This is a genomic window from Bradyrhizobium sp. CCBAU 45389 (genome assembly GCF_028128625.1).
Taxonomy (GTDB): Bacteria; Pseudomonadota; Alphaproteobacteria; order Rhizobiales; family Xanthobacteraceae; genus Bradyrhizobium; species Bradyrhizobium liaoningense_B.
In genome coordinates, this window is sequence record NZ_LBIY01000010.1 from 229,804 (window position 1) to 252,649 (window position 22,846).

Here is a 22,846-nt window from a genome sequence, read left to right on the forward strand (position 1 = left end):
CCTTAATGCGGCGTCAACGGAGCCCTTGAAACTGTGCTCAGGCCGGCCCGGAGCGGTCGCGAAAAGCCTCGACCATCAGGGGGTTAAGCCCGAGCTCGCTGAGCGCCTCGCGGGCGCGGGCATTGTCCTGGGCCCGTCCTGCCAGCCGGTGGCCGGAGAGGCGGTCGGGCAGCGCGGTGAGCAGGGCGCCCTGGCCGAGCCGGCGCGCCCATTCCTGGAGGTCGTTGGAGAGGAAGCGGTAGCCGCCGACGGCCATGATGCCGGAGGGCGGTGCGGTGATACAGATTGCGCCGTTCGCCCGGTCGAGCCGCGCCGCATAACCGGTATCGACATAGTCGCGCGGCGGCTGCGCGATCAGTGTCTCGCCGACCAGCTGCGGCGGGGCGTAGGCCGCGATCGGCACCATCGCCCCGCGCAGGCCAAGCGTGCCCTTCGGCGTCAAGAGGATCTCGCCGGCAATGGAGGAGCCGGCCTGTTCGCGCGGCGCGCCGTGCGGTCCCGGCATCACCGGCACCGGCATGCCGTCCTCGCCGCGGCGGGCACCGAACAATCCGGCCTCGCCGAACAGATAGACGTCCGTCAGCGGCGCATGCGGCGCGATCCAGGCATCGCTCGCCGCGACCTGCTCCGGCGCGCGCCACAGGCCGATGACGTTGCGCAACGTCGGCATCCGCGCCGCGAGATCGGCGTCGCCCAGCCGCAGCGCGAGCTGCGCCGGCGCGATCAGCACCTCGCATTCGTGCGCGTTGATCTGCTGCTCCAGCACGTCGTTCTCGAACGGGTGATGCAGCGCCAGCGTGCCGCCCGACAGCAGCCACACCGCCAGCGAAGAGGCGAGGCCTGCAAACGACATCGGCGTGAACGCCGCCATCACGGTCGCGCCCTGCTTGATGTCGGCTTCGAGGGACATCGCAAGCCCGCCGGCGATCAGGCTGAAATGCGGCCGCGGCACCGGGCGAAAGCCCTCCGCCGTGACGTCGAAGGAGATCATCGCCGCCTTGCGGCCGTCCTGGATCACGGCGCGCGTGGTGCCGGGCGGACGGGCCAGGACGTCGTCGAGCGAGGCCATGCCTTCGGGCAGGTCGCGTCCGAAGCCGTAGACGTGACGGATCGAGAACGCCTCGGCGGCGGCGTGCATCGCGAGGTCGGCATAGCTGACGCCGTCGACCGTGCTCATGGTGACGATGGCGCGTGCCGCGGTGCGGTTCAGCGCCGCGGTCAGTTCCGCGTGCCGCCACAGCAGCGGCAGCACGGCGACGACGAGGCCGGCGCGATGGGCGGCGAGCACGGTGAGCACGAACTCCACCGTATTGGGCAACTGGATCGCGATGACGGAATTGGCCGGCAGGCCCGATTCGACGAAATGGGCCGACAGAGCCTCGATGGCCGTGTCGGCCTCGGTATAGCTCATCCGCCGCGGCTGATGTCCGGTGACGCGCGCCTTGTTGAGGGGATCGAGCAGGGCGGTCGCGTGCGGCTGCCGCATCAGCGTGCGCTGAAACAGCGTGTCGAGCGTCGGCGATACGGCTGTCTGGTTCACGGCGTCACTTCGTTTGCGTCGCTTGAGGCTCACCCTTCGACCACCAGGTCTCCGGCAGGTAGCCGGACAGCGCGGTGGCCTTCGGTCGTTCTATCCGATTCCAGCGCGCGATCCATTGCTCGGATACGTTAAACAGCGGGATTGTGTAGAAGCCCGCGATCAGGGCGCGATCGAGCGCGCGCACTGCCGAGATGAAATCCGTATGTTCGCGGGCCTCCAGCAGGGCGCCGATCATGGCGTCGATGGCGGGATCCCTGGCGCCCATGTAGTTTCGGGTGCCCGGATTGTCGGCGGCAGCGCTGCCCCAATAGAAATACTGCTCGTTGCCGGGCGACAGCGACTGGTCCCAGCGGTTCTGGATCATGTCGAACTCGTAGGCGAGCCGGCGCTGGTCGAATTGCACGGGATCGACCGCGCGCACGCTGGCCTCGATGCCGGCGCGCTTGAGGTCGCGCTGGAAGGCGAGCGCGATGCGCTCCTGGTCGCGGGTCGTGACCATGATCTCGAAGGTGAAGGGCGCCTTGGTCGTACGGCTGCGCAGCACCGTGCCGTCGAGATCGTAGCCGGCCTCCGACAACAGTTTCAGCGCGGCGCGCAGAGTGGTGCGGTCGCGGCCCGAACCATCGGTCACGGGCAGACGGTAGCTGCCCTCCAATATCTCGGGCGGAATCTGCGCGGCGAAGGGTTTGAGCAGCTCGCGCTCGCGCGCATCCGCAGGCCTGCCATAGGCCGACAGCTCGGAGCCGGCGAAATAGCCGGCGACGCGCGAATAGAGGCCGAAGAAGTAGTTGCGGTTGACCAGCTCGAAATCGAACAGCAGCGTCAGGGCCTTCCGCACCCGGATGTCGGCGAAGACCGGACGGCGGGTGTTGAACACCAGGAATTCTGACGGTTGCGGCACGCCCGGCTTGACCGTGTCGCGGATCACCTCGCCGCTTCGGGCGGCCGGAAAATCGTAGCCGTCGTGCCAGCGCAGCGGCTCGTGCTCGACGCGGAAATCGTAGAGGCCGCGCTTGAAGGCTTCGAACTGGCCGTTCGCCTCGCGAAAATAATCGAGCCTGATCTCGTCGAAATTGAACAGGCCCCGATTCACGGCGAGGTCGCGGCCCCAATAATCGGGATTGCGCGTGAGCGTCACGCTGGCGCCGGGTTTCACTGCCGTGACCCGGTAGGGGCCGGAGCCGACCGGCCCCGTCAGCGTCGTCTCCTCGAAGGTCGCAACGTCAATCGCATGCTTCGGCAGGATCGGCATCAGGCCGAGGATCAGCGGCAGTTCCCGGTCGTTGGCCCCGGCAAGATCGAAGCGGACGGTGAGGGGGTCGGTTGCCTCAGCCTTCGCGGCCTTAGCATAGTATTGCCGCAGGTTCGGGCGGCCGTGGTCGCGCAGCAGCTGCCAGGAGAACAGCACGTCCTCGGCCGTTACCGGCTTGCCGTCGGAGAAGCGGGCGCGGGGATCGAGGCGGAACGTGACGAAGGTCCGGTCGTCGTCGGTTTCGACCGATTTTGCAAGCAGGCCGTAAAGCGTGAACGGTTCGTCCTGGCCGCGCGCAAGCAGGCTCTCGACCACGTAGCTGCGGACCGGCTGCACCGCCAATCCCTTCACGATGAAGGGATTGAGACTGTCGAAGGTTCCGAGAATGCCCCAGGTCAGCCGGCCGCCCTTGCGGGCATCGGGATTGGCGTAGGGCATGTGGGTGAAATCGGCGGGCATCGCCGGCTTGCCGTGCATGGCGATGGCATGGGCTTCTTCGGCGCGTGCAGCACCGGTCGACAGGCCAGCGGCGAGCGCAAAGGCAAGGACGCAGAGGCGGTGACCGGGGCCCTCGAAGAGGCGCTGGAACATGAACATCGGCACACGTTGATTCGAGGACCGGCGAGCCCGAATCCTATCACAGGGAATTTCACTGGGCGCAGCTGCGGATGTGGTCAAAGACGCTTGTCGGCATTGATCTTTTCGTCGGCCACGCTAAGAAGGCACCCAATCGCGCAAGAGCGCCGAGCCCGTCACGTATCCGCCTCAATTGACGGGGAGAGAGCCGCGCCCAAGGCGGCTTGGTTCGGTGCTTCGGAGCGGTTCGGGCACTTCCCGTTCAGAAAGGGTTTTCTGCAATGAATTTCCGTTACTTGGCCGCGTCCGTCCGGCCGCGCGGGCGACTTCTCGCCTTGTTGACGGCGACGGCATTGGCCGTTCCGTTTGCTGCCGAAGCCCAGACCCCGGCTCCGGCCCCCGGCGCGCCCGCGGCGCCCAAGGCGGCTCCGGCTCCGAAAGCGGCTCCGAAGGCTGCCCCCAAGGCTCCCGCACCGGCGGCCCAGGCCCCCGCTCAAGCTCCTGCCCAGGGCGCTCCGGCGCAGCAGGGCGCGGCCCAGCCCGCCGACCAGCAGATCCAGCTGATCTACGCTCCCTGGACCAAGTTCTGCCTCAAGGGCCAGGACGCCAACGCCAAGCAGGTCTGCTTCACCGGCAAGGACGGTCGCATCGAATCGGGCCAGCCGGTCATTGCCGCCGTCATCATCGAGCCGGAAGGCGAGCCCAAGAAGATCCTGCGCGTGACGCTGCCGCTCGGCATGCAACTGGTCCACGGCACCCGGATCATCGTGGATGGCAACGCACCGCTGCAGCAGCCGTATGTGATCTGCTTCCAGAACGGCTGCATGTCCGACTACGAGGCCACGCCCGAGCTCATCAACAGCATGAAGAAGGGCCAGAACCTCGTTGTCCAGGCGATCAACGCCAACGGCGCGCCGCTGACCCTGCCGCTGCCGCTCGCCGGCGAATTCCAGAAGGCCTATGACGGTCCGCCGACCGATCCGAAGGTGTTCGAGGAAACCCAGAAGAAGCTCCAGGAAGAGCTTCAGAAGAAGGCTGACGAGCAGCGCAAGAAGCTCGAGCAGCAGGGCACGCCGCCCGGTGCGGCGCCGACCGGTCAGAAGTAATCGGGGTTCAAATCCCGGGCATGAAAAAGGCGCTCATCTCGAGCGCCTTTTTTGCTGGCCGTATGTCGGCTTGTGCTGGTCGTATGTCGGCGGTGAAACTTCAGTTCAGCGACGGATTACGGGGGCGGTAGCCGCCATCCTTGTTCTTGATGAAGATCTCTGCGACTTGCGAGTGCCGGATCGGCTCGCCGGAATCATCGGGCAACAAGTTCTGTTCGGAGACGTAGGCGACGTATTCCGACTCCGCGTTCTCCGCGAGCAGGTGATAGAACGGCTGGTCCTTGTGGGGCCGCACTTCCTCGGGAATCGACAGCCACCACTCCTCGGTGTTGTTGAATTCCGGATCGATGTCGAAGATCACGCCCCGGAACGAGAAGATCCGGTGGCGCACGACCTGTCCGATCTGGAATTTGGCGGTCCGCGCTTTAATCATCCCCCGTCGATAGACCAGGATTGTGGCCGATGCTAGTGGCCTTATCTGGAATTAACCTTCGCGTCCGGGGCGGATAGCCCCCAAGTCTTCAGAAAACACTTCATCAATGCTCGATATCCTCAATCTGGCTCTACCTTATTTTGGCCTGATCTTCGTTGGTTTCGCCTGCGGCAAGGTCAAGGCCCTGCCGGAATCGGGCCTCGCCTGGATGAACTTCTTCCTGCTCTACGTGTCACTGCCGGCGCTGCTCTTCGCAATCATGTCGAAGACGCCGTTCGCGGAGCTGAACAACCCGCCGTTTCTGGTCGCGACCACGCTGTCGACGGTTGTGGCGTTCACCCTGGCGCTGGTCGTCGGCAAGGTGCTGGGACGCCTGACATTGCGCGAGGCGACGCTCGCGGGCCTCTCCGGCGGCTACGGCAATATCGGCTATATGGGACCCGGACTGGCGCTCGCCGTGCTCGGGACCAAGGCTGCGGCGCCGACCGCGCTGATCTTCTGCTGCGACAGCATCTTCCTGTTCACGATCGTGCCGCTCCTGATCGAGCTCTCCGATCGCGACCATCCCTCCATAGTGCACGCCTTCGGCGTGGTGCTGAAGCAAATCGTGCTCAACCCGCTGATCATGTCGGCCTGCTTTGGCGCGGCGGTGGCCGCGCTCCATATCGAGTTGCCGGTCGCGCTCGACCGCACCGTCACCTTCCTCCAGAACGCGGCCGCGCCGACCGCGCTGTTCGTGCTCGGCGTGACCGTGGCGCTGCGTCCGTTCGACCGTGTGCCGTGGGAGGTGCCCGGCGTGATCGCGGTGAAGCTCCTGATCCATCCGTTCGCGGCGTTCGGCTTGATGCTGGCGTTCGGTCCGTTCGCGCAGCCCTGGGCCGCGACCGCCGTGCTGATGGCCTCGCTGCCGCCGGCGCTCAACGTGTTCGTCATTGCTCGGCAGAACGATGCCTGGATCGAATCCGCCTCCGTCGCCGTGCTGCTCGGGACGTTTGCGTCGGTGGTCACGCTGACCAGCGTGATGTGGGCGATCCAGACCGGCCGGCTCGTGTTTCCGTGAGGGAAGTGGTCAGGCCGTTCAAGACCTGACGAACGGTTCTTTCCGTCACGATGCTGCGGTCCGCGCGGCGAGAAATGCCTGCTCCAGGTGGGCGCGCATGCGGGTCGAGGCCAGCGGCGCGTCACCGTCGGCAATGGCCTCGATGATCGCGAGGTGCTCCCGGCACCATTCGCGGACGCGCCGGCTGTCGAAATAGCTGCCGAATTCAAGCAGGCGCCGCAGCCGGTTCTGATACTGAACCGCCTGGGCGAAGAATGCGTTGCCGCAGAACTCGGCGCACATCTCGTGAAATGCGGCGTCCGTCTCGAACAATTGCGTGCTGGAGACCGATGCGATGTCGGGGTGCGAGACCAGGTAAAGGTGCTGCAGGCGCATTCGTTCGATGGCGGCGGGATCCGGCTTGAAAGTCGCCAGCAGAAACGCCGAGGGCTCGATCGTCAGGCGAAATTCGTAGCTGGCACGCAGCGAGATGACGGAGTCGAGCGTCGGCAGGAACGCCCAGCCATGCCCTTGCTTGCGTGCGATCAGGCCGTCTTCGGCAAGACGGGAGAGGGTGCGCGCCAGCGCGACGCGGTCCACGTCATAGCGGCGCGCGATCTCGCTCTGGGTGATGGAGCTGGGAATGCGGTGCTCGAGCCGGTCGCGAACGAGCCTTGCGTAGAGCTTCTCGTCCGCCGTCGATGGCACCTCGATCTCGATACGATGCAGCGAATCGAACGGCTTGCGCAGGAAGAAGCCGTGGTTCTTCCTGGTCTCGACGATGCCGCGCTCGGCAAGCAGGTCCAGCGCCGACCTGATCGGGGTCCGCGAGACGCCGATCAGATCGGCGAGCTGCTGCTCGCGCAGATGATGGCCGGGCTCCAGCTTGGCGTCCCTGATGACATCCAGGATCTGGTTGGCGAGGCGAAAGCGGGTTTGCTGGGTTGACCGCGCCATGGCGGGAGGCTCTGGGATCCATCCTGAAGTACGAGTTGTTACTTGCGATACAATGGCTTGAGCTGAGATCCCGGTCAAAATCCATCTGACTAAAGCTTAGACAGCGGATGCTCGCGGATCAGGCTTGACGTAAAAGGCGGCAAAGATTGTATATTAGCCAACAATAAAACAATCAAGCCACAGGGGTTACCCATGTCTCGTTTACGCCTTGCCTGCGGAATCCTGTCGCTTTGCCTGTCCGGATCGGTGATGGCGGCCGACCTCTCGTCAGCCACGCTGGTTGAAAAGGGCGCACTGACCTACGGCGTTGCCGGCACCTTCGCGCCGTTCGAGTTTCAGAAGGACGGCAAGCTCTCCGGCTTCGACATCGACATGATCGGCCTCTTGAGCAAGAAGCTCGCCGTCGAGCCCAAGCCCATGAACATGGAGTTCAAGGGGCTGATCGTCGCGCTGCAAGGCGGCCGCGCCGACATCATCAATTCGGCCATGTACATCAACGAGCAGCGGGCGGCCCAGGTGGACTTCGTCCCCTACCTCAAGATCGGCACGCTCGTTCTGGTGCAGGCGGGCAATCCCGCCAAGATCACCGGTCGCGACGATTCCCTTTGCGGCAAGACCATCGCCGTCACCCTTGGCGGCATCCAGGAAACCTACGCGCGACAGGACGACAAGCGCTGCCGCGACAAGGGGCTTGCCGCCATCAATGTGATGACGCTCCCGACTGCGCAGGATTCGGCGCTGACGCTCCGGCAGGGGCGGGCCGATGTCCTGTTCAATTCCACGCCCGGCGTGGTCGAGTTGATGGACAAGGTGCCCGGCGTCTACGCCGTGGCGGGGGCGGAGTTCGAAGCCAACACGCAGATCGGCATGGCCGTGCGCAAGGGCGACACCGCGATGAAGTCGGCGATGGAGGCCGCGCTGAAGGAGATCGTTGCCGACGGCTCCTACAAGAAGCTGATCGAAACCTGGAAGTTTCCTGCCTCGGTGTCGCTGTTCGACTGAAGGAGCCTGCCGGTGTCCATCGAACTCGTCCTGAAATACCTGACATCGCCGAATTTCCTGCGCGGCGCGGAGATGACGCTGCTGCTGACGGTCGCCTCGCTGATCTTCGGCGTCCTGATCGGCCTCGTGCTTGCGTTGATCCAGGAGAGCCAGACCCGGATCGGCACTGTCGTCACGTTGGCCTATCTCTGGCTATTCCGCGGCACGCCGGTGCTGTTTCAGATCATCTTCATCTACAACGTGCTGCCGTCGTTCGGCATCAGGCTTTCGGCCTTCGTGTGCGCGGTGCTGGCATTGTCGCTGAACGAGGGCGCCTACATGGCGGAGATCCTGCGTTCGGGTCTCCAGGCCGTGAAGAAAGGACAGCGTACCGCCGGTCTCGCGCTCGGCATGACCCGAACCGAGATGATGCGCTACGTCGTGATTCCGCAGGCCGCGCGGATCGTGCTGCCGCCAATCGGCAACCAGATGATCGGCATGCTGAAGCTCAGCGCACTTGTTTCGGTCATTGCCGTGGAGGAGCTGCTGCTGGTCGCGAACCAGACGGCGAGCGCCGACTTCCGCTATTTCGAGGCGTTGACCGCCGCCGGCATCTATTATCTCGCGATGACCACGGCCTTCATGGGCCTGCAGATCCTGCTCGAGACCGTGCTTGATCCCAAGAAGCGGCAGCGGATGCGGCGGCTGACCCTGACCGAACGGATGCTCGGAACATCGAAGGCGCTGGCGGTGCGATAACGCGGATGCAGCATCTTCTCGAAATCGTCGGCATCAACAAAAGCTTTGGCGCGACGCAGGTTCTGAAGACCTGCACGCTGACGGTCGATCCGTCGGAGACGCTCGTCGTGATCGGACCATCAGGGTCCGGCAAGTCGACGCTCTTGCGCTGCGTCAACCTGCTGGAGACGGTCGACAGCGGCGACATCTTCTTCGAAGGCGAGAACATCACGCGAGCCCGGCGCACCGCGCATTTGTTGCGCCGGCAGATCGGCATGGTGTTCCAGAATTTCGAGCTGTTCGCTCATCTGTCGGCGGCCGAGAACGTCATGCTGGCGCCCGTGAAGATTTTGGGAATGAGCCGTGCCGATGCCCATGACATCGCGGTCGACCTCTTGCGCAAGGTGCAGATCCCCGAGAAGGCGGACGCCTTCCCGGACGAACTGTCCGGCGGTCAGCAGCAGCGCGTCGCCATTGCGCGCGCGCTCGCGATGCGGCCCAAGCTGATGCTGTACGATGAGCCGACCTCCGCGCTCGATCCGGAAATGATCCGCGAGGTGCTCGATGTCATGACGACCCTCAGCGCCGAGGGCATGACGAGCATCGTCGTCACCCATGAGATGGGTTTCGCCAAGCGCGCCGCCGACAGAATTGTGTTCATGGAAAGCGGCGAGATCATCGAGAGCGCGCCGAGCGACCAGTTCTTTGGCGGCACGGTCAACGACCGGGCGCGCCGCTTTCTCGATCAGATCCTTCACTGACCCCGATATCCGGAGCCCCTCGATGTCCACTTCTCCCGATGTCGCCCGCATGAAGCGGGAGCTCGCAAGGCTCATTGCGATCGACACGCAAAATCCTCCCGGTCACGAAGCCCCGGCGGCGCAATATCTGCACGACCTGCTGGTCACCGATGGCTTCGACGTCGGCTTGCAGGAGTACAAGCCTGGACGGGTCAACGTCGTGGCGCGGCTAGAGAATGGCGCCGGCCCCGTCTTCGCTTCAACACCCATATGGATGTTGTGCCCGTCGGCGAAGGCTGGTCCTCCGATCCCTTTAGCCTGACCGAGAAGGACGGCCGGCTCTATGGCCGCGGCGCCTGCGACTGCAAGGGGCCGCTGGCGGCGATGCTGGAGGCCATGCGGATGCTCGCGACCGATCGTGCGGCATGGTCGGGAACGCTGCTCGGCGTCTTCGTCGCGGATGAAGAGATCGCCAGCGAAGGCGCCAAATTCTATGCCGCGAGCCATCCTCGGATCGACGCCGCCGTGGTCGGCGAGCCGACCTCGAATGCCGTCTTCTCCGCGCACAAGGGCAGCCTGCGGCCCGTCGTGCGGGTGTTCGGCGTCTCCGCGCATTCCGGAACGCCGCATCTCGGCGAGAACGCGATCTACCGGGCCGGCGAGTTGCTGGGCCTCGTCGCCGAGCATCACGACAAGGTCGTCCGTCACCGCAACCATCCCCTGGTCGGAACCGCCAGCCTCACGGTCACCAGGATCAACGGTGGCCATGCCGACAACGTGCTGCCCGGCGCCTGCGATCTTCTGCTCGATCGCCGGATGGTGCCGGGAGAGGACGAGGACGCCGTGAAGCGCGAGATCGACGAGCTTCTCGTCGTCGCGCGCAAACGCTTCAGCCTGCGCGCCGAAGTCGTCGACTACAAGGCGACGACGGGCGGGGCGACGGAAACGGCGCAGGACAGCGCGATCGTGCAGGCGAGCCTTGCCGCGAGCCGTGCCCACGGTGTGGCAAAGCCGGGCCCGTTCGGCTTCCAGGGCGCTTGCGACCTCGTGCATTTCACGGGCGTCGGCGCGCAAGGAGTCGTGATCGGTCCTGGCGATCTCGCCGTTGCCCACAAGCCCGACGAGTTCGTGCCGACCGACGAGTTCATCACGTCCAGCCTGATCTATCGCGGCGTGGCGAAAGCCATGCTGCGCAACTAGGACCGAGCGTCTTGCGCGTTTCACTGCATCTGGCCGATCTGCACTATGGCGGCGGGCTCGTCCTGCACACGGCGTCGTCGGGCAGCATTCCGTCCCTGGCGGAAGTCTATCTGCGGCTCGATGACGGCGAGACGGTCGGCGTCGGCGAGGTGAGGGCCAACATCGCCTATCTCAACGGCTATGACGAGCGGACCGTGGTAGACGCCATCATCGCCGCCGTTCGCGAGGTCGACTGGCGGCGCGATCCGCTCGATCTGATCGCGATGATGACGCTCTGGGAGGTGCCATACATCGCGCCGGTCCGCACGCTGATCGATTGCGCATTGCACGATCTCGTCGCGCGCCGGGAGCGCAAGACCCTGGCCGCCTGGCTTGGCGCGCCGAATGAGGATGTGACCTGCAAGACCAACCAGACCCTGTTCTGGTCCTCGCACGAGGACTTCCTTGCCAAGGCACAGACCTATGTCGATCGCGGCTTTGGCGATCTCAAGGTGCGCATCGCCTTCGGCGATTTTGCCGAGGATCTGCGACGGGTCGCGGCCCTGCGCCAGCGCTTCGGCGGACGGGTGAAGATTGCGGCGGATGCCAACGGACGCTGGACGGCCGACGAGGCGCTGGCCAAGCTCGAGGCGCTCGCCGCGTATGATCTCGCTTATGTCGAGCAGCCGGTGCCGGCGGGCGACTGGGCTGGCGTCGATGAGCTCGCGCGGAAGAGCCCGATTCCCGTGATGCTCGACGAGAGCATCGCCACGGCCAGTGATATCGCACAGGTGTGCGCCCATCGAGGGCGCGTCTTCGCACATCTCAAGCTCGTGAAGCTCGGCGGCATTGCGCCGACCGTTGCGGCCGCGCGGAAGCTGTCTGCTGCCGGCGTGCCCTTCATGATCGGTCAGATGAACGAGGGCGCCGCTGCCACCGCGGCGGCGCTGCACGTCGCCTGCGCGACCAAGCCTGAATTCGCCGAGCTCTACGGAGCTGACGGGCTCGTCAATGATCCGGTCTCCGGCATCTCCTACACCGACGGGGCAATCCATGCGGAGCGCGCCCCTGGCCTCGGCGTGAAGTTCGACGCCGCCACCACCAAGCTCATCGGAGACTACAGATATGACTAGCGATGCCGTCCAGCAGGGCTCTGAATCAGCCTTCCCCAAGCAGGAATACGACGGACGGGTCGCGCGTGCGCGTGCGCTGCTCGCCAAGGCCGGGATCGACGTCATGGTCGTCACCGGGCCCGAAAACATCTTCTACCTCACGGGGCAGCAGACGCCGGGCTATTACACCTTCCAGGCGCTGGTCCTCCCGGTCGAGGGCGAGCCGGCCTTCGTCGTCCGCCAGCTCGAATATTTCAACTTCATCGCGAATACGTTCATCGCCAATGCGCAAGTCTACCAGGACGGCGACCAGCCGGTGAACTTCCTGGTCAACGTCATCAAGGACCGCGGCTGGGCATCGAAGCGCATCGCAATCGACAAGCGCGGCTGGTTCTTGCCTGTGGCGACCTATGAAGCGCTCCAGGACAAGCTTGGGACACTGCACGATGGCGCCGGCATCATCGAACAGCTTCGTATCGTGAAATCGGCGGCTGAGCTCGAGAAGATCGCCACCGCGGCATCCTATGTCGAGGCCGGCATGCGCGCAGGCCTTGCCGCGGTCAAGTATGGGGCGAGCGAGAACGACCTCGTCTCTGCGATGGTGGGAACGTCGATCGCCTCGGGCTCGGAATATGTCGGCATGGAGCCGCTGGTCTCCGTCGGCCGCCGCAGCGGCGTGCCGCATGGCACCTGGCGGCGCGGACGGATCGGCGCGAACGATCCCGCGTTTCTGGAAATGGCCGCCAGCCATGATCGCTACCACGCGGCGCTGATGCGCAGCGCCTGGATTGGCGCCATGCCGCAGCGCGCGATCGACATGGAGAAGACCTGTCAGGACGGGCTGTCCGCGGCGCTCGACGCGATCAAGCCGGGCGCGCTTTGCGAAGCGCCGCATCTCGCCTGTCAGCGGATCATCGATCGCGCCGGCTACACCGAGAACTTCAAGAAGCGGGTTGGCTACAGCATCGGCATCGCCTTCGCGCCCGATTGGGGCGAGGGCGGCGTGCTCAGCCTGTACACGGGCGTGACCACGGAATTGCGCCCCGGCATGACGTTTCACCTCCCGGTCGCAATGCGGGATTTCGGCCAATTCACCGTCGGCGTCAGCGAGACCGTCATCGTCACCGAAACCGGCTGCCGGCCGCTCAGCACCATCGATCGCTCCATCCTGCGCGTCGCAAGCTGATGCCAAGGGCAGGAGGAATATGCCGGAAAATAGCGTTAAAACAGCGACTTAGGGCGGTACGCTCACGCGGGATCCAGGTTCCGCCAAGCTAGCGTCGCCAGGTCGGCGTCAGACCCTCGCGCATGGCAAAACGCCGGAGCGGGCCGATGGCGCCGAGCAGGTGCATGCCGACGGCGCGGACCGGTTGGAGCGGCAGGAAGTCGTTGAGCAAAGAGCGGTTGGCGATGTCGATCGCGAAGGTCCGGCTCAGGATGTCCGGACGCCGGGCGCCGTCGTAGCGTTTGAGCACCTCGTCCGCGCCGGGATCATGGCCCGCTGCGATCGCCTCGCCCGCGAGCCGCGCAATGTCGGCGGCATCGCGCAGGCCGAGATTGAGGCCCTGGGCGCCGATCGGCGGGACCACATGGGCGGCCTCGCCGACCAGCGCGATACGGTCGCGGCCGAAGGATTTTGGACGCTCGATCGCCAGCGGAAACAGGTTGCGCCCGGGCTCGACCGTCATGCGTCCCAGGATCGAATGCGACTGCTTCTCGATCGCGGCGGACAGCTCCTCGTCGCTGAGGCCACGCAGACGCTCGGCGTCCGCGGGCGCCGATACCCAGACGATGCTGGAGCGGTCGCCGGGCAGCGGCACGAATACGCAGGGCCCGTGCGGCGTGTGGAACTCGGTCGAGACGTTGCGATGTGGCCGCGTGTGGCCGACGTTGAAGGTGAGCGCGGTCTGCGTCAGCTCGCGCCGCGCAACTGCGATGCCGGCGGCCTCCCGGCACAATGAATGCCGGCCGTCGGCGCCGACCACGAGCCGGGCCGAGAGGAATTGTGCGGAAGCCGTGCGGATCGCGACATCATCGGCTTCGATGACGACGCTTTCGGCCTCGCCGTCGAAACGGACGATCCCGGGCAGCTCCGCCGCTCGCTCTTCCAGCGCCAGCATCAGCGAGCGGTTGTCGATGTTGTAGCCGAAGGCGTCGAGCCCGATTTCGTGACAGGAGAAACGGACCTCCGGCGCGCGGAACAGCCTCCCGGTGTCGTCGACGAGCCGCATGACCTCCAGCGCGGCCGCCTTGTCCCTGCAGCGCTGCCAGACGTCGAGGCTTTCCAGGAGATCGATGGAGGCGCCCAGCAGCGCGGTGGTGCGATTGTCGGCATAGGGCAGGCGCCGTGCCACCAGCGCGGTCCGTGCTCCGGCCTGCGCCAGTGCGATCGCCGCTGCCAGTCCGGCCGGGCCGCCGCCGATCACGGCTGCGTCAAAAAGTGTCGATGCGTCTGTCATGGAACGACAAATGACACGCCCCGCGGCAAATTCAAGCCCACCTATTTTTCCTAGGGTTTATGGCGAATTGTGCGACCGGGCGCCGCAATGGCTTATGTGCAAACCGGTCTCATTCTGGTAGCAGAAGCCATGGACAGCCAAGAGGATTCCCTGAAGCCGACACCCGCGATCCGCGCCGCGGCGTTCTCGGTGCATATCTTCACCGCCTTCGGTGCGGCGATCGCGCTGCTCGCGATGCTGGAGGCCGTGCGCGAGCACTGGGCGGCGATGTTTCAGTGGCTGGGCGTCGCGCTGATCATCGACGCGATCGACGGTCCGATCGCGCGCCGGCTCGACGTCAAGAACGTGCAGCCGAACTGGTCGGGCGACGTGCTCGATCTCGTGGTCGACTTCGTCAACTATGTGTTCGTGCCGGCCTATGCGATCGTGGCGAGCGGGCTGTTGTTGCCGGTCGCAGCGCCCTTGCTCGGCGTCGCCATCATCGTCACCAGCGCATTATATTTCGCCGATCTGCGCATGAAGGCCGACGACAATCATTTCCGCGGTTTCCCGGCGCTGTGGAATGCGGCGGCGTTCTACCTGTTCCTGCTGCACTGGTCGCCTTTGTGGTCCACGCTGCTGGTCGCGGCGCTGGTGGTGCTGACATTCGTGCCGTTCCACGTGCTGCATCCGGTCCGGGTCGTGCGGCTGCGCTGGCTGACCATGTCGCTGATCGCGATCTGGGCGCTGCTGTCCCTCTACACGCTGGACATGGACTTTCGCGTTGGCCCCGGCGTGACGGTTGCGCTATGCGCGATCGCACTCTGGATCAGCTTCAGCGACGCCTTGATCCGCCTCGCAAGATCCTTCGCATGATGCATCTGATCACCAGCCCCGAGGCATGGGCCGCGCTGCTGACCCTGACCTCGCTCGAGATCGTGCTCGGCATCGACAACGTCATCTTCCTGTCAGTGATCGTCTCGCGCATCCCGGAGCAGCAGGCGAACCGCGCCCGCCAGATTGGGCTCGCGCTGGCGCTGATCTTCCGCATCATCCTGCTCAGCGTGCTGGTCTGGCTGATCGGCCTCACCGCGCCGGTGTTCTCGTTTGCAGATTACGAGTTTTCCTGGCGCGACCTGATCCTGATCGGCGGCGGCCTGTTCCTGATCGCGAAGGCGACCCACGAGATCCACGCCGAGGTCGAGGTCGATGACGAGGACGGCGATGAGAAATCCGGCGGCAGTGCCTTCTTCTGGGTGATCGTCCAGATCATCATCATCGACATCGTGTTCTCGCTGGACTCGATCATCACCGCGATCGGCATGGCCCAGGACATCGAGATCATGATCGCGGCCGTCGTGATCGCCTGCCTGATCATGTACATTTCGTCCGGGCCGGTGTCGCGATTCGTCGCGGAGCATCCGACCACAAAAATGCTGGCGCTGGCCTTCCTGGTGCTGATCGGCGTCGCGCTGGTCGCGGACGGATTCAGATTCCACATCCCGCGCGGCTACATCTATTTCGCAATTGCGTTCTCGGCGGCGGTCGAATTCTTCAACGTGCTGGCCAAGCGCAACCGCAGGAAGGCGCGCAAGCCGTCGGTATAGCCGTCCCGTCGGCGTCGAGTTGACAAGGCGGGCGCGATGTCTTTCGCTCAGCCTTGGAGAAGAGGAGGTCAGGTGATGACCAAAGCCATCCGTGTGCACAAGGTCGGAGGCCCCGAAGCCCTGGTCTATGAGAGCGTCGAGGTGCCGGCGCCGGGCCCCGGCGAGGTGCGCATCCGCCAGCACGCGGTCGGCCTCAACTTCATCGACGTCTATTACCGGACCGGCCTCTACAAAGCGCCGGGGCTGCCCTTCATCGCCGGCAACGAAGCCTCGGGCGAGGTGGTTGCGGTCGGGCCCGGCGTCACGCATTTCCATCCCGGCGACCGCGTCGCCTATTACCACAACCTCGGCGCGTATACCGGCGAGCGCAACCTCCCTTGGGAGAAGCTGGTCAAGCTGCCCGACCACATCACGCACGAGCAGGGCGCCGTGCTGATGCTGAAGGGGCTGACGGTGTGGTATCTGCTGCACAAGACCTTCAAGGTCGAGCCGCATCACCGCGTGCTGATCCACGCCGCCGCCGGCGGCATCGGCCTGCTCGCCTGCCAATGGGCGAGCGCGCTCGGCGCCCACGTCATCGGCACCGTCGGCTCGCGCGAGAAGGCCGAGCTCGCGGAGGCCAATGGCTGCGACCACGTCATCCTCTACAACGAGGAAGACTTCGTCGCCCGCGTCAAGCAGATCAGCCGCAACGAGGGCTGCGACGTCGTCTATGACGGCGTCGGCAAAGCGACTTTCCCGGGCTCGCTGTCCTGCCTGAAGCCGCGCGGCATGTTCGTTTCTTTTGGTAACGCGTCCGGCCCCGTGCCGCCGTTCTCGATCGCCGAGCTCAACAATCACGGCTCGCTGTTTGCGACCCGGCCGAAGCTCAACGACTATATCGGTACGCGCAAGGAGCTGCTGGAAGGCGCCGACACGCTGTTCGCCGCGGTCATCAATGGCAAGCTGCACGTGCCGATCAACCATGCCTACGCGCTGAAGGACGCCGCGAAGGCCCATATCGATCTCGAAAGCCGCAAGACGACGGGCGCGTCGATCTTGAAGCCGTAAGAGTGGTGGTCCCGCGAGGACTCGAACCTCGAACCTCCGCGCCCGCAACGCGGTGCTCTCTCCCTTGAGCTACGGAACCCATATGGCCCCAATGTGCGCAGGGCGCATTGGGGTTGGTACTTCAGCTGTCCATCGCATCGGCCAGCTGTCGTAGGGTGGGCAAAGGCGCAAAGCGCCGTGCCCACCATTTCGTAACGACGGTTTGAAAGGTGGGCACGCTTCGCTTTGCCCACCCTACGGCACTATGCCACCCGTCTTGCCGCGCCGGCCTTGGTCAAGATGCCATCGAGACAATCGATCATCTCGGCGATCTCCGCCTTCGTGACATTCAGCGCCGGCATGAAGCGCAAGCTGTCGACCTGCGGCGCGTTCAGCAGCACGCCGGCCTCGAACGCCTGCGCGACGATCCCTGGCGCGATAGGAAGCTTGAGATCGAGCGCCAGCAGCAGCCCGCGGCCGCGCACGCCGCCGAGCCCGTGCCGGGCCGAGACCTTCTGCAGCTCGCTTTCGAGCAACAGGCCGGTCTCGGTGATCGACTTCAGGAAGTCGGGCTTGGAGACTTCCTCCAGCACCGCAAGCCCCGCCGCGCACATGATCGGGTTGCCGTTGAACGTGCCGCCCTGGTCGCCGTGCTCGAAGCAGGAGGCGCGTTCGGTCGCGAGCAGCGCCGCGAGCGGCACGCCGCCGCCGATGCCCTTGCCGAGCGTCATGATGTCGGGTGCGATGCCGGCGTGCTCATAGTGGAAGAGCTTTCCGGTCCGGCCCATGCCGGTCTGGATCTCGTCGAAGATGAGCAGCAGGCCGTGTGCCTCGGTCAGCGCGCGCAGCTCCTGCAAAAACTTGTCGGTCGCCGGCCACACGCCCGATTCACCCTGGATCGGCTCGAGCATCACAGCCACCGTGTTGGCGTTGGCCAGCTTCTCGACCGAGGCGATGTCGTTCAGCTTCGCCTTCTTGAAGCCTGATACTTTCGGCTCGAACAACGGCTCGAACGCCTTCTTGCCTGAGGCCGACATCGTCGCCAGCGTCCGGCCGTGGAAGCCGCCTTCGAAGCTGATGATCTCGAACGCGCCGTTCCTGTGCAAGCTGCCATATTTGCGCGCGAGCTTGATCGCGCCCTCATTGGCTTCCGCACCCGAATTGGCAAAGAACACCTGGTCGAACGCGCTGTTTGCGACAAGCTGCTCAGCCAGCTTCAGGCTCGGCTCGTTGTAGAAAGCCGGGCTCGGCGTCAGCAGCCGTTTTGCCTGTGCGGCGAGGGCATCCGCGATGACGGACGGGGAGTGGCCGAGGCAGTTCACGGCCCAGCCCTGCACGAAATCGAGATAGCGCTTGCGGCTGTCGTCCCAGAGGTAGGAGCCCGCGCCGCGGACGAACACGGCCTTGGGCCGTGCGGTGATGTCCATCAGCGCGTCATACGGATGGGTGGCGGTGGTCATGTCGAACTCCTCTGGAGGCGGGTGGAAAAGGGACGCAAAAAGCAAGAAGGCCGCACTTTGCGGGTGCGGCCTTCTCGAAAACTGTGCTGAATTCAGGTGTTCAGCGGCGTCGTCGGACATGGCGCAACCCATCATCGTCGCGGGAGCGACGACGCATGGCCTGGCGCAGATGGGTCCGAGAGTTGATCATGGGGCGCGTGCCTACAGCCGAATGGCAGGACTTGTCAAGCGGGCGTTTTGCGCAACGCCCGCTCGGCTTGCATCGGCGATGTCGGAGTTCTTCACTGAACGCAGTAATGCGCGAACACATCGGCGATGCCGGCGTTGACCGCTTTCGCCGCTGCGATGTCGCGCTCGGCGGCCTCGTTGTCGCCCTTCTTCCGCTTCGCAAGCCCGCGGCCGTAAAGTGAGCTGTCGAACTGCGGCCTTGCGTTCAGCGCTGCGTCATAGTCGGCAATCGCCGCGTCGAGATTGCCGAGCTTGAGATAAGTGAGGGCGCGGCTGTCGAGCGTATCGGGGTCGTTGGGCGCCATCCGCAGCGACTGCTCGCAATCGGCCAGCGCCTCCTGCAATCGTCCAAGGATCGCGCGCGTCATGCAGCGCGAATTGAACACGCCGGAATAGATCGGATTGGCCTTGATCGCGCGGTCGTAATCCTCCAGCGCCAGCGCATAATCATGCGTCTCGAAATACATGCTCGCGCGCGCATAGGCGTCGAGGTCGTTGTTGGGAGAGAGTTGAAGCGACCTGTCGAAATCGGCCAGCGCGCGGGCACGGTCGCCGCGGTCACGATAGACGCGTGCACGGTTGCCGTAGGCCGGGCCGTAATTCGGGTCGAGCTTGATCGACATGTCGAGATCGGCGAGCGCCTGATCGGCCTTGTCGTGCTCGCGATAGGTCGAGCCGCGGTTGTAATAAGCCAGCGCGAATTTCGGATCGAGCTTGATGGCCCGATCGTAATCGGCGATCGCATGCGCGTAATCGTCCTTGCCGGAGTATGAATTGCCGCGGTTGTTGTAGTATTGCGCGTCATTGGGCTCGAGCCGGATCGCGCTCGTATAGTCTGCGATGGCATGGTCGCGATCGCCGAGATCGTCATAGACAATGCCGCGATTATACCAGGCGATGGCGTCCTTCGGATCGAGGTCGATGGCGCGGTTGAGGTCGGCCACAGCGCGCTCCCTGTCCCCCTTGCGCCGGAAGATTTCGCCGCGGTTGGCAAGCGCCCGCGCATGGGATGGGTTGGTTCGCAGCACCGCCGAGCAGCCGGCGAGGCGTTGCTCGTCGCTGACCTCGTTGATGCCAAAGCACAATTGCCGCGCCTGCGCGGGCGACGGGGATTGGGCAGCGGCGGGAAGCGCGAGCAGGATCAATGCTGTGCCAATCGCGTACAGCCCGCTCCGGATACCAGCCTTGTGATTGTATTTCATCGATCACCGCGTAGAAACCATTGAGCCTCTAGCGCGTTTGTGATCAACGGACGCCAATTGGTTCGAACCGAACGCGACTCGGCTCAGACCAAGGGAGACGGGACCAACCAGACAGTTTTCAGCCTTGTCCGATACCCCTTACCCGATTGACCTCGACAGCATTCGCGGCGCGTTTCCGCCGGGAATCGAAGCGCCGACGCTGCTGGTCGACTTTGCCACCTGGCTCAAGGGGCGTCCCTGGGGCAGCGTCGGCTGCTTCTCCCTGCAGGGCCAGTTCTCCGATTCCGCGCCGATCGTCGACGGCAGTCCGTTGCGCGACAGATTCTCGCTTTTCATGCGCTTGCCCGACGGCTCGGCCGTCGGCGGCTGGTATGGCGCCGGTCTCGACCGCGACAACCCGCCGATCGTCGGACTGGGGTCGGAGGGCGATTACGAGCTGCTCGCACCGAGCCTCGACGGGCTGCTCGCCAAGTTGACATCGCAACAATTCGACAAGGCCTGGAGCGATCTCAAGCCGCATGAGGAGGTCGAGTGCCAGACGGTCGAGCTCGCGCAATGGCTCGCCGAACGGCCGGCCGGCGAGCCGGCTGCGCCGGACGACGGCGCCTCTGAGCTGCCCGACTTCCGCGGATTCGTGGAGAAATGGAGCCGGGATCGCGAGGACTATTGGGCCAACCATCGCCTGATGGCCGAGCTTGGCTGGCGGCTTGCCGCCCATCTGCCCAAGGGCAAGAAGCCCTGGGACAAGACGCATTTCGAGATCGCGATCGTCGGTAGCCAATACCAGGCTCGCGTGCTGACGCGCGGACCGCAGCCGTTCGAGGAAGCCGCCTCGATCGAATCCCTGTTGCGCGATCTGCGCGAGGAGATGCGCCGCGCGCAGCCCGAGCTTGGCCTGTGGTACGTGATGAATTTCGGACTCTATGCCGATGGCCGCGTCATGCCGAGCTTCGAGTACGATTTGCGCCCGACCATCGACGGCGAACCGGCGAAGCTGTCGGAGGCCAAGGCCGATCTCACCCGCGCACCAAGGCCGGAGCGCTGGGTGCCGAAGTGGCTGGCGGAAGACTGATCGAGCGACATTTGCGCTTGCGCTTGATGAGCGCTTGGTGATCCTGCCGTTAGCAGGTTGGCGGCACCAGAGGCGCGGGTGATCAAATCAGTACAATTCGAGAAGATTGGCGCGGCGCCAATGCTTCCTGGTTTCTCGCTCGCTGCGAGCGCGGTTGCGGGCGATCAGTCGCTGCTGTTTCTGTTCGAATCCTCGGAAGGTAGCGCAGAGACGGGGAATGCGTTGCGCGCCGCTGGCGTGTTGCCACATCCGAAGATGGGCAGGTTGAAGCGTTACCGTCTGCTCAGGTTGAATGGCGGATCGGAGCTATGGATCGATCTGCCTCCTCTCGAACTTCACGATCCCCATGTCGATCTCTTTCCAGACGGACGGGTCTTGCTGGCGAGCGCCTGGTGTGCCTGGCGAGCCGAAAGAGACTATGACGTGAACGGAATCATCTTCGATTCCCGTACGGCACAAATGAACCGTCTCCTTTTGGGGGACGGCATCAGCGATCTGCAGATCGACAGTCGCGGCCGGATCTGGGTTGCGTATCTCGACGAGGGCATCTTCGGAAATCATGGATGGGGACATCCGGGCCCTGCGCCGGTCGGGCAGGCCGGCCTGGTCTGCTTCTCGGCTCTCGGCGAGAAAATCTGGGAGTTTCCGAACGATGCGGGCCATGCGATCTACGATTGTTATGCGCTCAACGTGTCTGGTGCGGAGGCCGCGATTTTCTTTTATTCGGATTTCCCGGTCTGTTGGATTGGCGCAGACTTCCAATTGACCTGGAAGCGAACGAAACTTCTAGGCTGTCATGCATTCGCGATGTCCGAGACCGAAATCCTGTTCTCCTCGCAATATCAGGAGTCCCCCGAGACGGCGCATCTCGGGCGATTGGATCGAGACGGGATTGTCATGTCAAAGCGAGCGCGTCTGGCGATGCCGGACGGCTCGGGCCGGCCATCCGGCCGATTGCAGGGCCGGGGCAGGCATTTGTATCACATCGGTGAGGACGGCGTTTATCGGGCTACGGTGGATTGAGGTCGTTAGCAAACGCCCTCAAAACCCCGCGCCGCTGCCGGGCAGGTCGTACTCGTCGGCGCGCTCGATCATCGCGGTGACGATCTCGCCGACGCGCAACGGGAACGGCACCTTCGATCCCCCTTGACTTAGAGTGCGCTCGAAGGGGTATCTGTACGTGCGTCAGTACGAGAACGGGCACACATGAAGATCGGCGACCTCGCAAAACGAACCGGCTTGTCGACGCACACGTTGCGTTATTATGAACGCATCGGGCTGCTGCCATACGCAGACCGGGATCGTTCCGGCCAGCGTGACTTTGACGCATCGATCCTCACATGGATCACATTCATCGGTCGACTCAAGACCACGGGAATGCCGATCCGGGACATGTTGCGTTATGCGGCGCTTCGTGATGAAGGCGAAGCCACCGGGCCAGCCCGGCGGCAGATGCTGGAAATCCACCGGGAACAGGTTCGCACGCAGATTGCCGAACTCCAGGAATGCCTGCTCGTCCTTGATACCAAGATCGCCGGCTATGCCGGCGACGAACAGAGGACGAAGGAAAATGACGCACGCCCAAACACAAGCCGAAAGTCGCTTCGATCGCGGCCAGCGGGCCCTGTCACGCATTGACGGCAGAGCCGGCGAAAAGGTCGTCGCCTCTCTCGCCGACATCGCTCCGGATTTCGCACGCTACGTGATCGAGTTTCCCTTCGGCGACATTTACAGCCGACCGGACCTCGGCCTGCGCGATCGAGAGATCGCGACGATCGCCGCGCTGACGGCGCTCGGAAATGCCGCGCCTCAGCTCAAAGTGCATATCGATGCGGGTCTGAACGTCGGGCTGTCTCGCGGCGAGATCGTGGAGATCATCATGCAGATGGCCGTCTATGCGGGCTTCCCGGCGGCGGTGAACGGGCTGTTCGCAGCCAAGGAGGTGTTTTCCGCGCGAGAAGCGAGATGACGAAGCGCGCCGATCTCGCCCGCGCATCCAGGCCGGAGCGCTGGGTGCCGAAATAGTGGGCGTGATTGCCTCCACAGCGTCATTGCGGGTGCAGCGAATGCAAATCCATCCCCGTCATCCTTGTAAGTCTCGAATCGCTGGATCGGATAGAGTGTCCGGTGCGGTAACGGACGGGAGACCGCTTCATC

At 64.5% G+C, this 22,846-nt stretch carries 23 protein-coding genes and 1 tRNA gene; 16 read left to right on the plus strand and 8 right to left on the minus strand.

What is annotated here, in order from left to right:
• Positions 1-37 precede the first annotated feature (37 nt).
• Positions 38-1,540, minus strand: coding sequence for a class I adenylate-forming enzyme family protein (locus XH79_RS06625; RefSeq protein ID WP_271581115.1), 1,503 nt, complete (start codon positions 1,538-1,540; stop codon positions 38-40).
• A gap of 4 nt (positions 1,541-1,544) precedes the next feature.
• The gene (locus XH79_RS06630; RefSeq protein ID WP_271581142.1) at positions 1,545-3,389 is read right to left on the minus strand and encodes an extracellular solute-binding protein; all 1,845 of its coding nucleotides are present in this window, start codon (positions 3,387-3,389) and stop codon (positions 1,545-1,547) included.
• Positions 3,390-3,649: 260 nt separating this feature from the next.
• On the opposite strand from XH79_RS06630, the gene XH79_RS06635 reads away from it, so the two are divergent.
• Positions 3,650-4,474 carry an invasion associated locus B family protein gene (locus XH79_RS06635; protein WP_212336337.1) on the plus strand — a complete coding sequence of 275 codons (825 nt, stop codon included), beginning with the start codon at positions 3,650-3,652 and terminating at the stop codon, positions 4,472-4,474.
• Positions 4,475-4,574: 100 nt separating this feature from the next.
• Here XH79_RS06635 and hspQ read toward each other — a convergent pair whose 3' ends face one another.
• Positions 4,575-4,907, minus strand: coding sequence for a heat shock protein HspQ (hspQ, locus tag XH79_RS06640; protein WP_092290415.1), 333 nt, complete (start codon positions 4,905-4,907; stop codon positions 4,575-4,577).
• Positions 4,908-5,013: 106 nt separating this feature from the next.
• Here hspQ and XH79_RS06645 point away from each other — a divergent pair, with 106 nt between their 5' ends.
• The gene (locus XH79_RS06645; protein ID WP_271581116.1) at positions 5,014-5,967 is read left to right on the plus strand and encodes an AEC family transporter; all 954 of its coding nucleotides are present in this window, start codon (positions 5,014-5,016) and stop codon (positions 5,965-5,967) included.
• 45 nt (positions 5,968-6,012) lie between these two features.
• Here the strand turns inward: XH79_RS06645 and XH79_RS06650 are convergent, their stop codons facing one another.
• Positions 6,013-6,903: a GntR family transcriptional regulator gene (locus tag XH79_RS06650; protein ID WP_212336341.1), complete on the minus strand. Its 891-nt coding sequence runs from the start codon at positions 6,901-6,903 to the stop codon at positions 6,013-6,015.
• A gap of 192 nt (positions 6,904-7,095) precedes the next feature.
• On the opposite strand from XH79_RS06650, the gene XH79_RS06655 reads away from it, so the two are divergent.
• The 7 genes from XH79_RS06655 to XH79_RS06685 are packed head-to-tail and all read left to right on the plus strand — an operon-like array spanning position 7,096 to position 12,839.
• Positions 7,096-7,905, plus strand: coding sequence for an ABC transporter substrate-binding protein (locus tag XH79_RS06655; protein ID WP_271581117.1), 810 nt, complete (start codon positions 7,096-7,098; stop codon positions 7,903-7,905).
• 12 nt (positions 7,906-7,917) lie between these two features.
• A complete protein-coding gene (locus tag XH79_RS06660; RefSeq protein WP_271581118.1) occupies positions 7,918-8,643 on the plus strand; it encodes an amino acid ABC transporter permease in 726 nt (241 codons plus the stop codon).
• A gap of 5 nt (positions 8,644-8,648) precedes the next feature.
• Positions 8,649-9,383: an amino acid ABC transporter ATP-binding protein gene (locus tag XH79_RS06665; protein ID WP_271581119.1), complete on the plus strand. Its 735-nt coding sequence runs from the start codon at positions 8,649-8,651 to the stop codon at positions 9,381-9,383.
• Between the two features lie 22 nt (positions 9,384-9,405).
• A complete protein-coding gene (locus XH79_RS06670) occupies positions 9,406-9,684 on the plus strand; it encodes a hypothetical protein (protein WP_271581120.1) in 279 nt (92 codons plus the stop codon).
• The gene (locus XH79_RS06675) at positions 9,633-10,562 is read left to right on the plus strand and encodes a M20 family metallopeptidase (protein WP_271581121.1); all 930 of its coding nucleotides are present in this window, start codon (positions 9,633-9,635) and stop codon (positions 10,560-10,562) included. Before XH79_RS06670 ends, XH79_RS06675 begins: the two co-directional genes overlap by 52 nt.
• Before the next feature lie 11 nt (positions 10,563-10,573).
• Positions 10,574-11,674 (plus strand): mandelate racemase/muconate lactonizing enzyme family protein, encoded by a 1,101-nt coding sequence (locus XH79_RS06680; protein ID WP_271581122.1) that lies wholly within the window; start codon positions 10,574-10,576, stop codon positions 11,672-11,674.
• Complete coding sequence (locus XH79_RS06685; protein WP_271581123.1) at positions 11,667-12,839, plus strand: M24 family metallopeptidase; 1,173 nt, start codon at positions 11,667-11,669, stop codon at positions 12,837-12,839. Before XH79_RS06680 ends, XH79_RS06685 begins: the two co-directional genes overlap by 8 nt.
• 88 nt (positions 12,840-12,927) lie before the next feature.
• Here the strand turns inward: XH79_RS06685 and XH79_RS06690 are convergent, their stop codons facing one another.
• Complete coding sequence (locus tag XH79_RS06690; protein WP_271581124.1) at positions 12,928-14,112, minus strand: UbiH/UbiF family hydroxylase; 1,185 nt, start codon at positions 14,110-14,112, stop codon at positions 12,928-12,930.
• A gap of 87 nt (positions 14,113-14,199) precedes the next feature.
• On the opposite strand from XH79_RS06690, the gene pcsA reads away from it, so the two are divergent.
• The 3 genes from pcsA to XH79_RS06705 all read left to right on the plus strand — a co-directional run bounded on the left by pcsA (position 14,200) and on the right by XH79_RS06705 (position 16,748).
• On the plus strand, positions 14,200-14,967 hold the full coding sequence (pcsA, locus tag XH79_RS06695) for a phosphatidylcholine synthase (RefSeq protein WP_212336357.1): 768 nt from the start codon (positions 14,200-14,202) through the stop codon (positions 14,965-14,967).
• Complete coding sequence (locus tag XH79_RS06700) at positions 14,964-15,698, plus strand: TerC family protein (protein WP_271581125.1); 735 nt, start codon at positions 14,964-14,966, stop codon at positions 15,696-15,698. The genes pcsA and XH79_RS06700 overlap by 4 nt, the downstream gene beginning before the upstream one ends.
• 75 nt (positions 15,699-15,773) lie before the next feature.
• Positions 15,774-16,748 (plus strand): quinone oxidoreductase family protein, encoded by a 975-nt coding sequence (locus XH79_RS06705; protein ID WP_271581126.1) that lies wholly within the window; start codon positions 15,774-15,776, stop codon positions 16,746-16,748.
• Positions 16,749-16,751: 3 nt separating this feature from the next.
• Here XH79_RS06705 and XH79_RS06710 read toward each other — a convergent pair.
• The 3 genes from XH79_RS06710 to XH79_RS06720 all read right to left on the minus strand — a co-directional run bounded on the left by XH79_RS06710 (position 16,752) and on the right by XH79_RS06720 (position 19,617).
• Positions 16,752-16,827 (minus strand) — tRNA-Arg (locus tag XH79_RS06710).
• Between the two features lie 163 nt (positions 16,828-16,990).
• On the minus strand, positions 16,991-18,187 hold the full coding sequence (locus XH79_RS06715) for an acetylornithine transaminase (protein ID WP_271581127.1): 1,197 nt from the start codon (positions 18,185-18,187) through the stop codon (positions 16,991-16,993).
• Between the two features lie 281 nt (positions 18,188-18,468).
• Positions 18,469-19,617 carry a tetratricopeptide repeat protein gene (locus XH79_RS06720; protein ID WP_271581128.1) on the minus strand — a complete coding sequence of 383 codons (1,149 nt, stop codon included), beginning with the start codon at positions 19,615-19,617 and terminating at the stop codon, positions 18,469-18,471.
• 124 nt (positions 19,618-19,741) lie between these two features.
• On the opposite strand from XH79_RS06720, the gene XH79_RS06725 reads away from it, so the two are divergent.
• The 4 genes from XH79_RS06725 to XH79_RS06740 all read left to right on the plus strand — a co-directional run bounded on the left by XH79_RS06725 (position 19,742) and on the right by XH79_RS06740 (position 22,658).
• Positions 19,742-20,689 carry a hypothetical protein gene (locus XH79_RS06725; protein ID WP_271581129.1) on the plus strand — a complete coding sequence of 316 codons (948 nt, stop codon included), beginning with the start codon at positions 19,742-19,744 and terminating at the stop codon, positions 20,687-20,689.
• A 78-nt stretch (positions 20,690-20,767) separates the two neighbouring features.
• Positions 20,768-21,712, plus strand: coding sequence for a hypothetical protein (locus XH79_RS06730; RefSeq protein ID WP_271581130.1), 945 nt, complete (start codon positions 20,768-20,770; stop codon positions 21,710-21,712).
• A gap of 183 nt (positions 21,713-21,895) precedes the next feature.
• Positions 21,896-22,327 (plus strand): MerR family transcriptional regulator, encoded by a 432-nt coding sequence (locus XH79_RS06735; protein WP_271581131.1) that lies wholly within the window; start codon positions 21,896-21,898, stop codon positions 22,325-22,327.
• Positions 22,260-22,658, plus strand: coding sequence for a carboxymuconolactone decarboxylase family protein (locus XH79_RS06740; RefSeq protein WP_212336371.1), 399 nt, complete (start codon positions 22,260-22,262; stop codon positions 22,656-22,658). Before XH79_RS06735 ends, XH79_RS06740 begins: the two co-directional genes overlap by 68 nt.
• Positions 22,659-22,846: the final 188 nt, after the last annotated feature.

Bases quoted from the DNA above. Each gene is read 5' to 3' on its own strand.
- XH79_RS06635 (WP_212336337.1), top strand. From the start codon at position 3,650: ATGAATTTCCGTTACTTGGCCGCGTCCGTCCGGCCGCGCGGGCGACTT.
- XH79_RS06735 (WP_271581131.1), top strand. From the start codon at position 21,896: ATGAAGATCGGCGACCTCGCAAAACGAACCGGCTTGTCGACGCACACG.
- XH79_RS06665 (WP_271581119.1), top strand. From the start codon at position 8,649: ATGCAGCATCTTCTCGAAATCGTCGGCATCAACAAAAGCTTTGGCGCG.
- XH79_RS06690 (WP_271581124.1), bottom strand. From the start codon at position 14,112: ATGACAGACGCATCGACACTTTTTGACGCAGCCGTGATCGGCGGCGGC.
- XH79_RS06655 (WP_271581117.1), top strand. From the start codon at position 7,096: ATGTCTCGTTTACGCCTTGCCTGCGGAATCCTGTCGCTTTGCCTGTCC.
- XH79_RS06705 (WP_271581126.1), top strand. From the start codon at position 15,774: ATGACCAAAGCCATCCGTGTGCACAAGGTCGGAGGCCCCGAAGCCCTG.
- XH79_RS06700 (WP_271581125.1), top strand. From the start codon at position 14,964: ATGATGCATCTGATCACCAGCCCCGAGGCATGGGCCGCGCTGCTGACC.
- XH79_RS06685 (WP_271581123.1), top strand. From the start codon at position 11,667: ATGACTAGCGATGCCGTCCAGCAGGGCTCTGAATCAGCCTTCCCCAAG.
- XH79_RS06645 (WP_271581116.1), top strand. From the start codon at position 5,014: ATGCTCGATATCCTCAATCTGGCTCTACCTTATTTTGGCCTGATCTTC.
- XH79_RS06650 (WP_212336341.1), bottom strand. From the start codon at position 6,903: ATGGCGCGGTCAACCCAGCAAACCCGCTTTCGCCTCGCCAACCAGATC.
- XH79_RS06630 (WP_271581142.1), bottom strand. From the start codon at position 3,389: ATGTTCATGTTCCAGCGCCTCTTCGAGGGCCCCGGTCACCGCCTCTGC.
- XH79_RS06715 (WP_271581127.1), bottom strand. From the start codon at position 18,187: ATGACCACCGCCACCCATCCGTATGACGCGCTGATGGACATCACCGCA.
- XH79_RS06720 (WP_271581128.1), bottom strand. From the start codon at position 19,617: ATGAAATACAATCACAAGGCTGGTATCCGGAGCGGGCTGTACGCGATT.
- XH79_RS06740 (WP_212336371.1), top strand. From the start codon at position 22,260: ATGACGCACGCCCAAACACAAGCCGAAAGTCGCTTCGATCGCGGCCAG.
- XH79_RS06675 (WP_271581121.1), top strand. From the start codon at position 9,633: ATGGATGTTGTGCCCGTCGGCGAAGGCTGGTCCTCCGATCCCTTTAGC.
- hspQ (WP_092290415.1), bottom strand. From the start codon at position 4,907: ATGATTAAAGCGCGGACCGCCAAATTCCAGATCGGACAGGTCGTGCGC.
- XH79_RS06670 (WP_271581120.1), top strand. From the start codon at position 9,406: ATGTCCACTTCTCCCGATGTCGCCCGCATGAAGCGGGAGCTCGCAAGG.
- pcsA (WP_212336357.1), top strand. From the start codon at position 14,200: ATGGCTTATGTGCAAACCGGTCTCATTCTGGTAGCAGAAGCCATGGAC.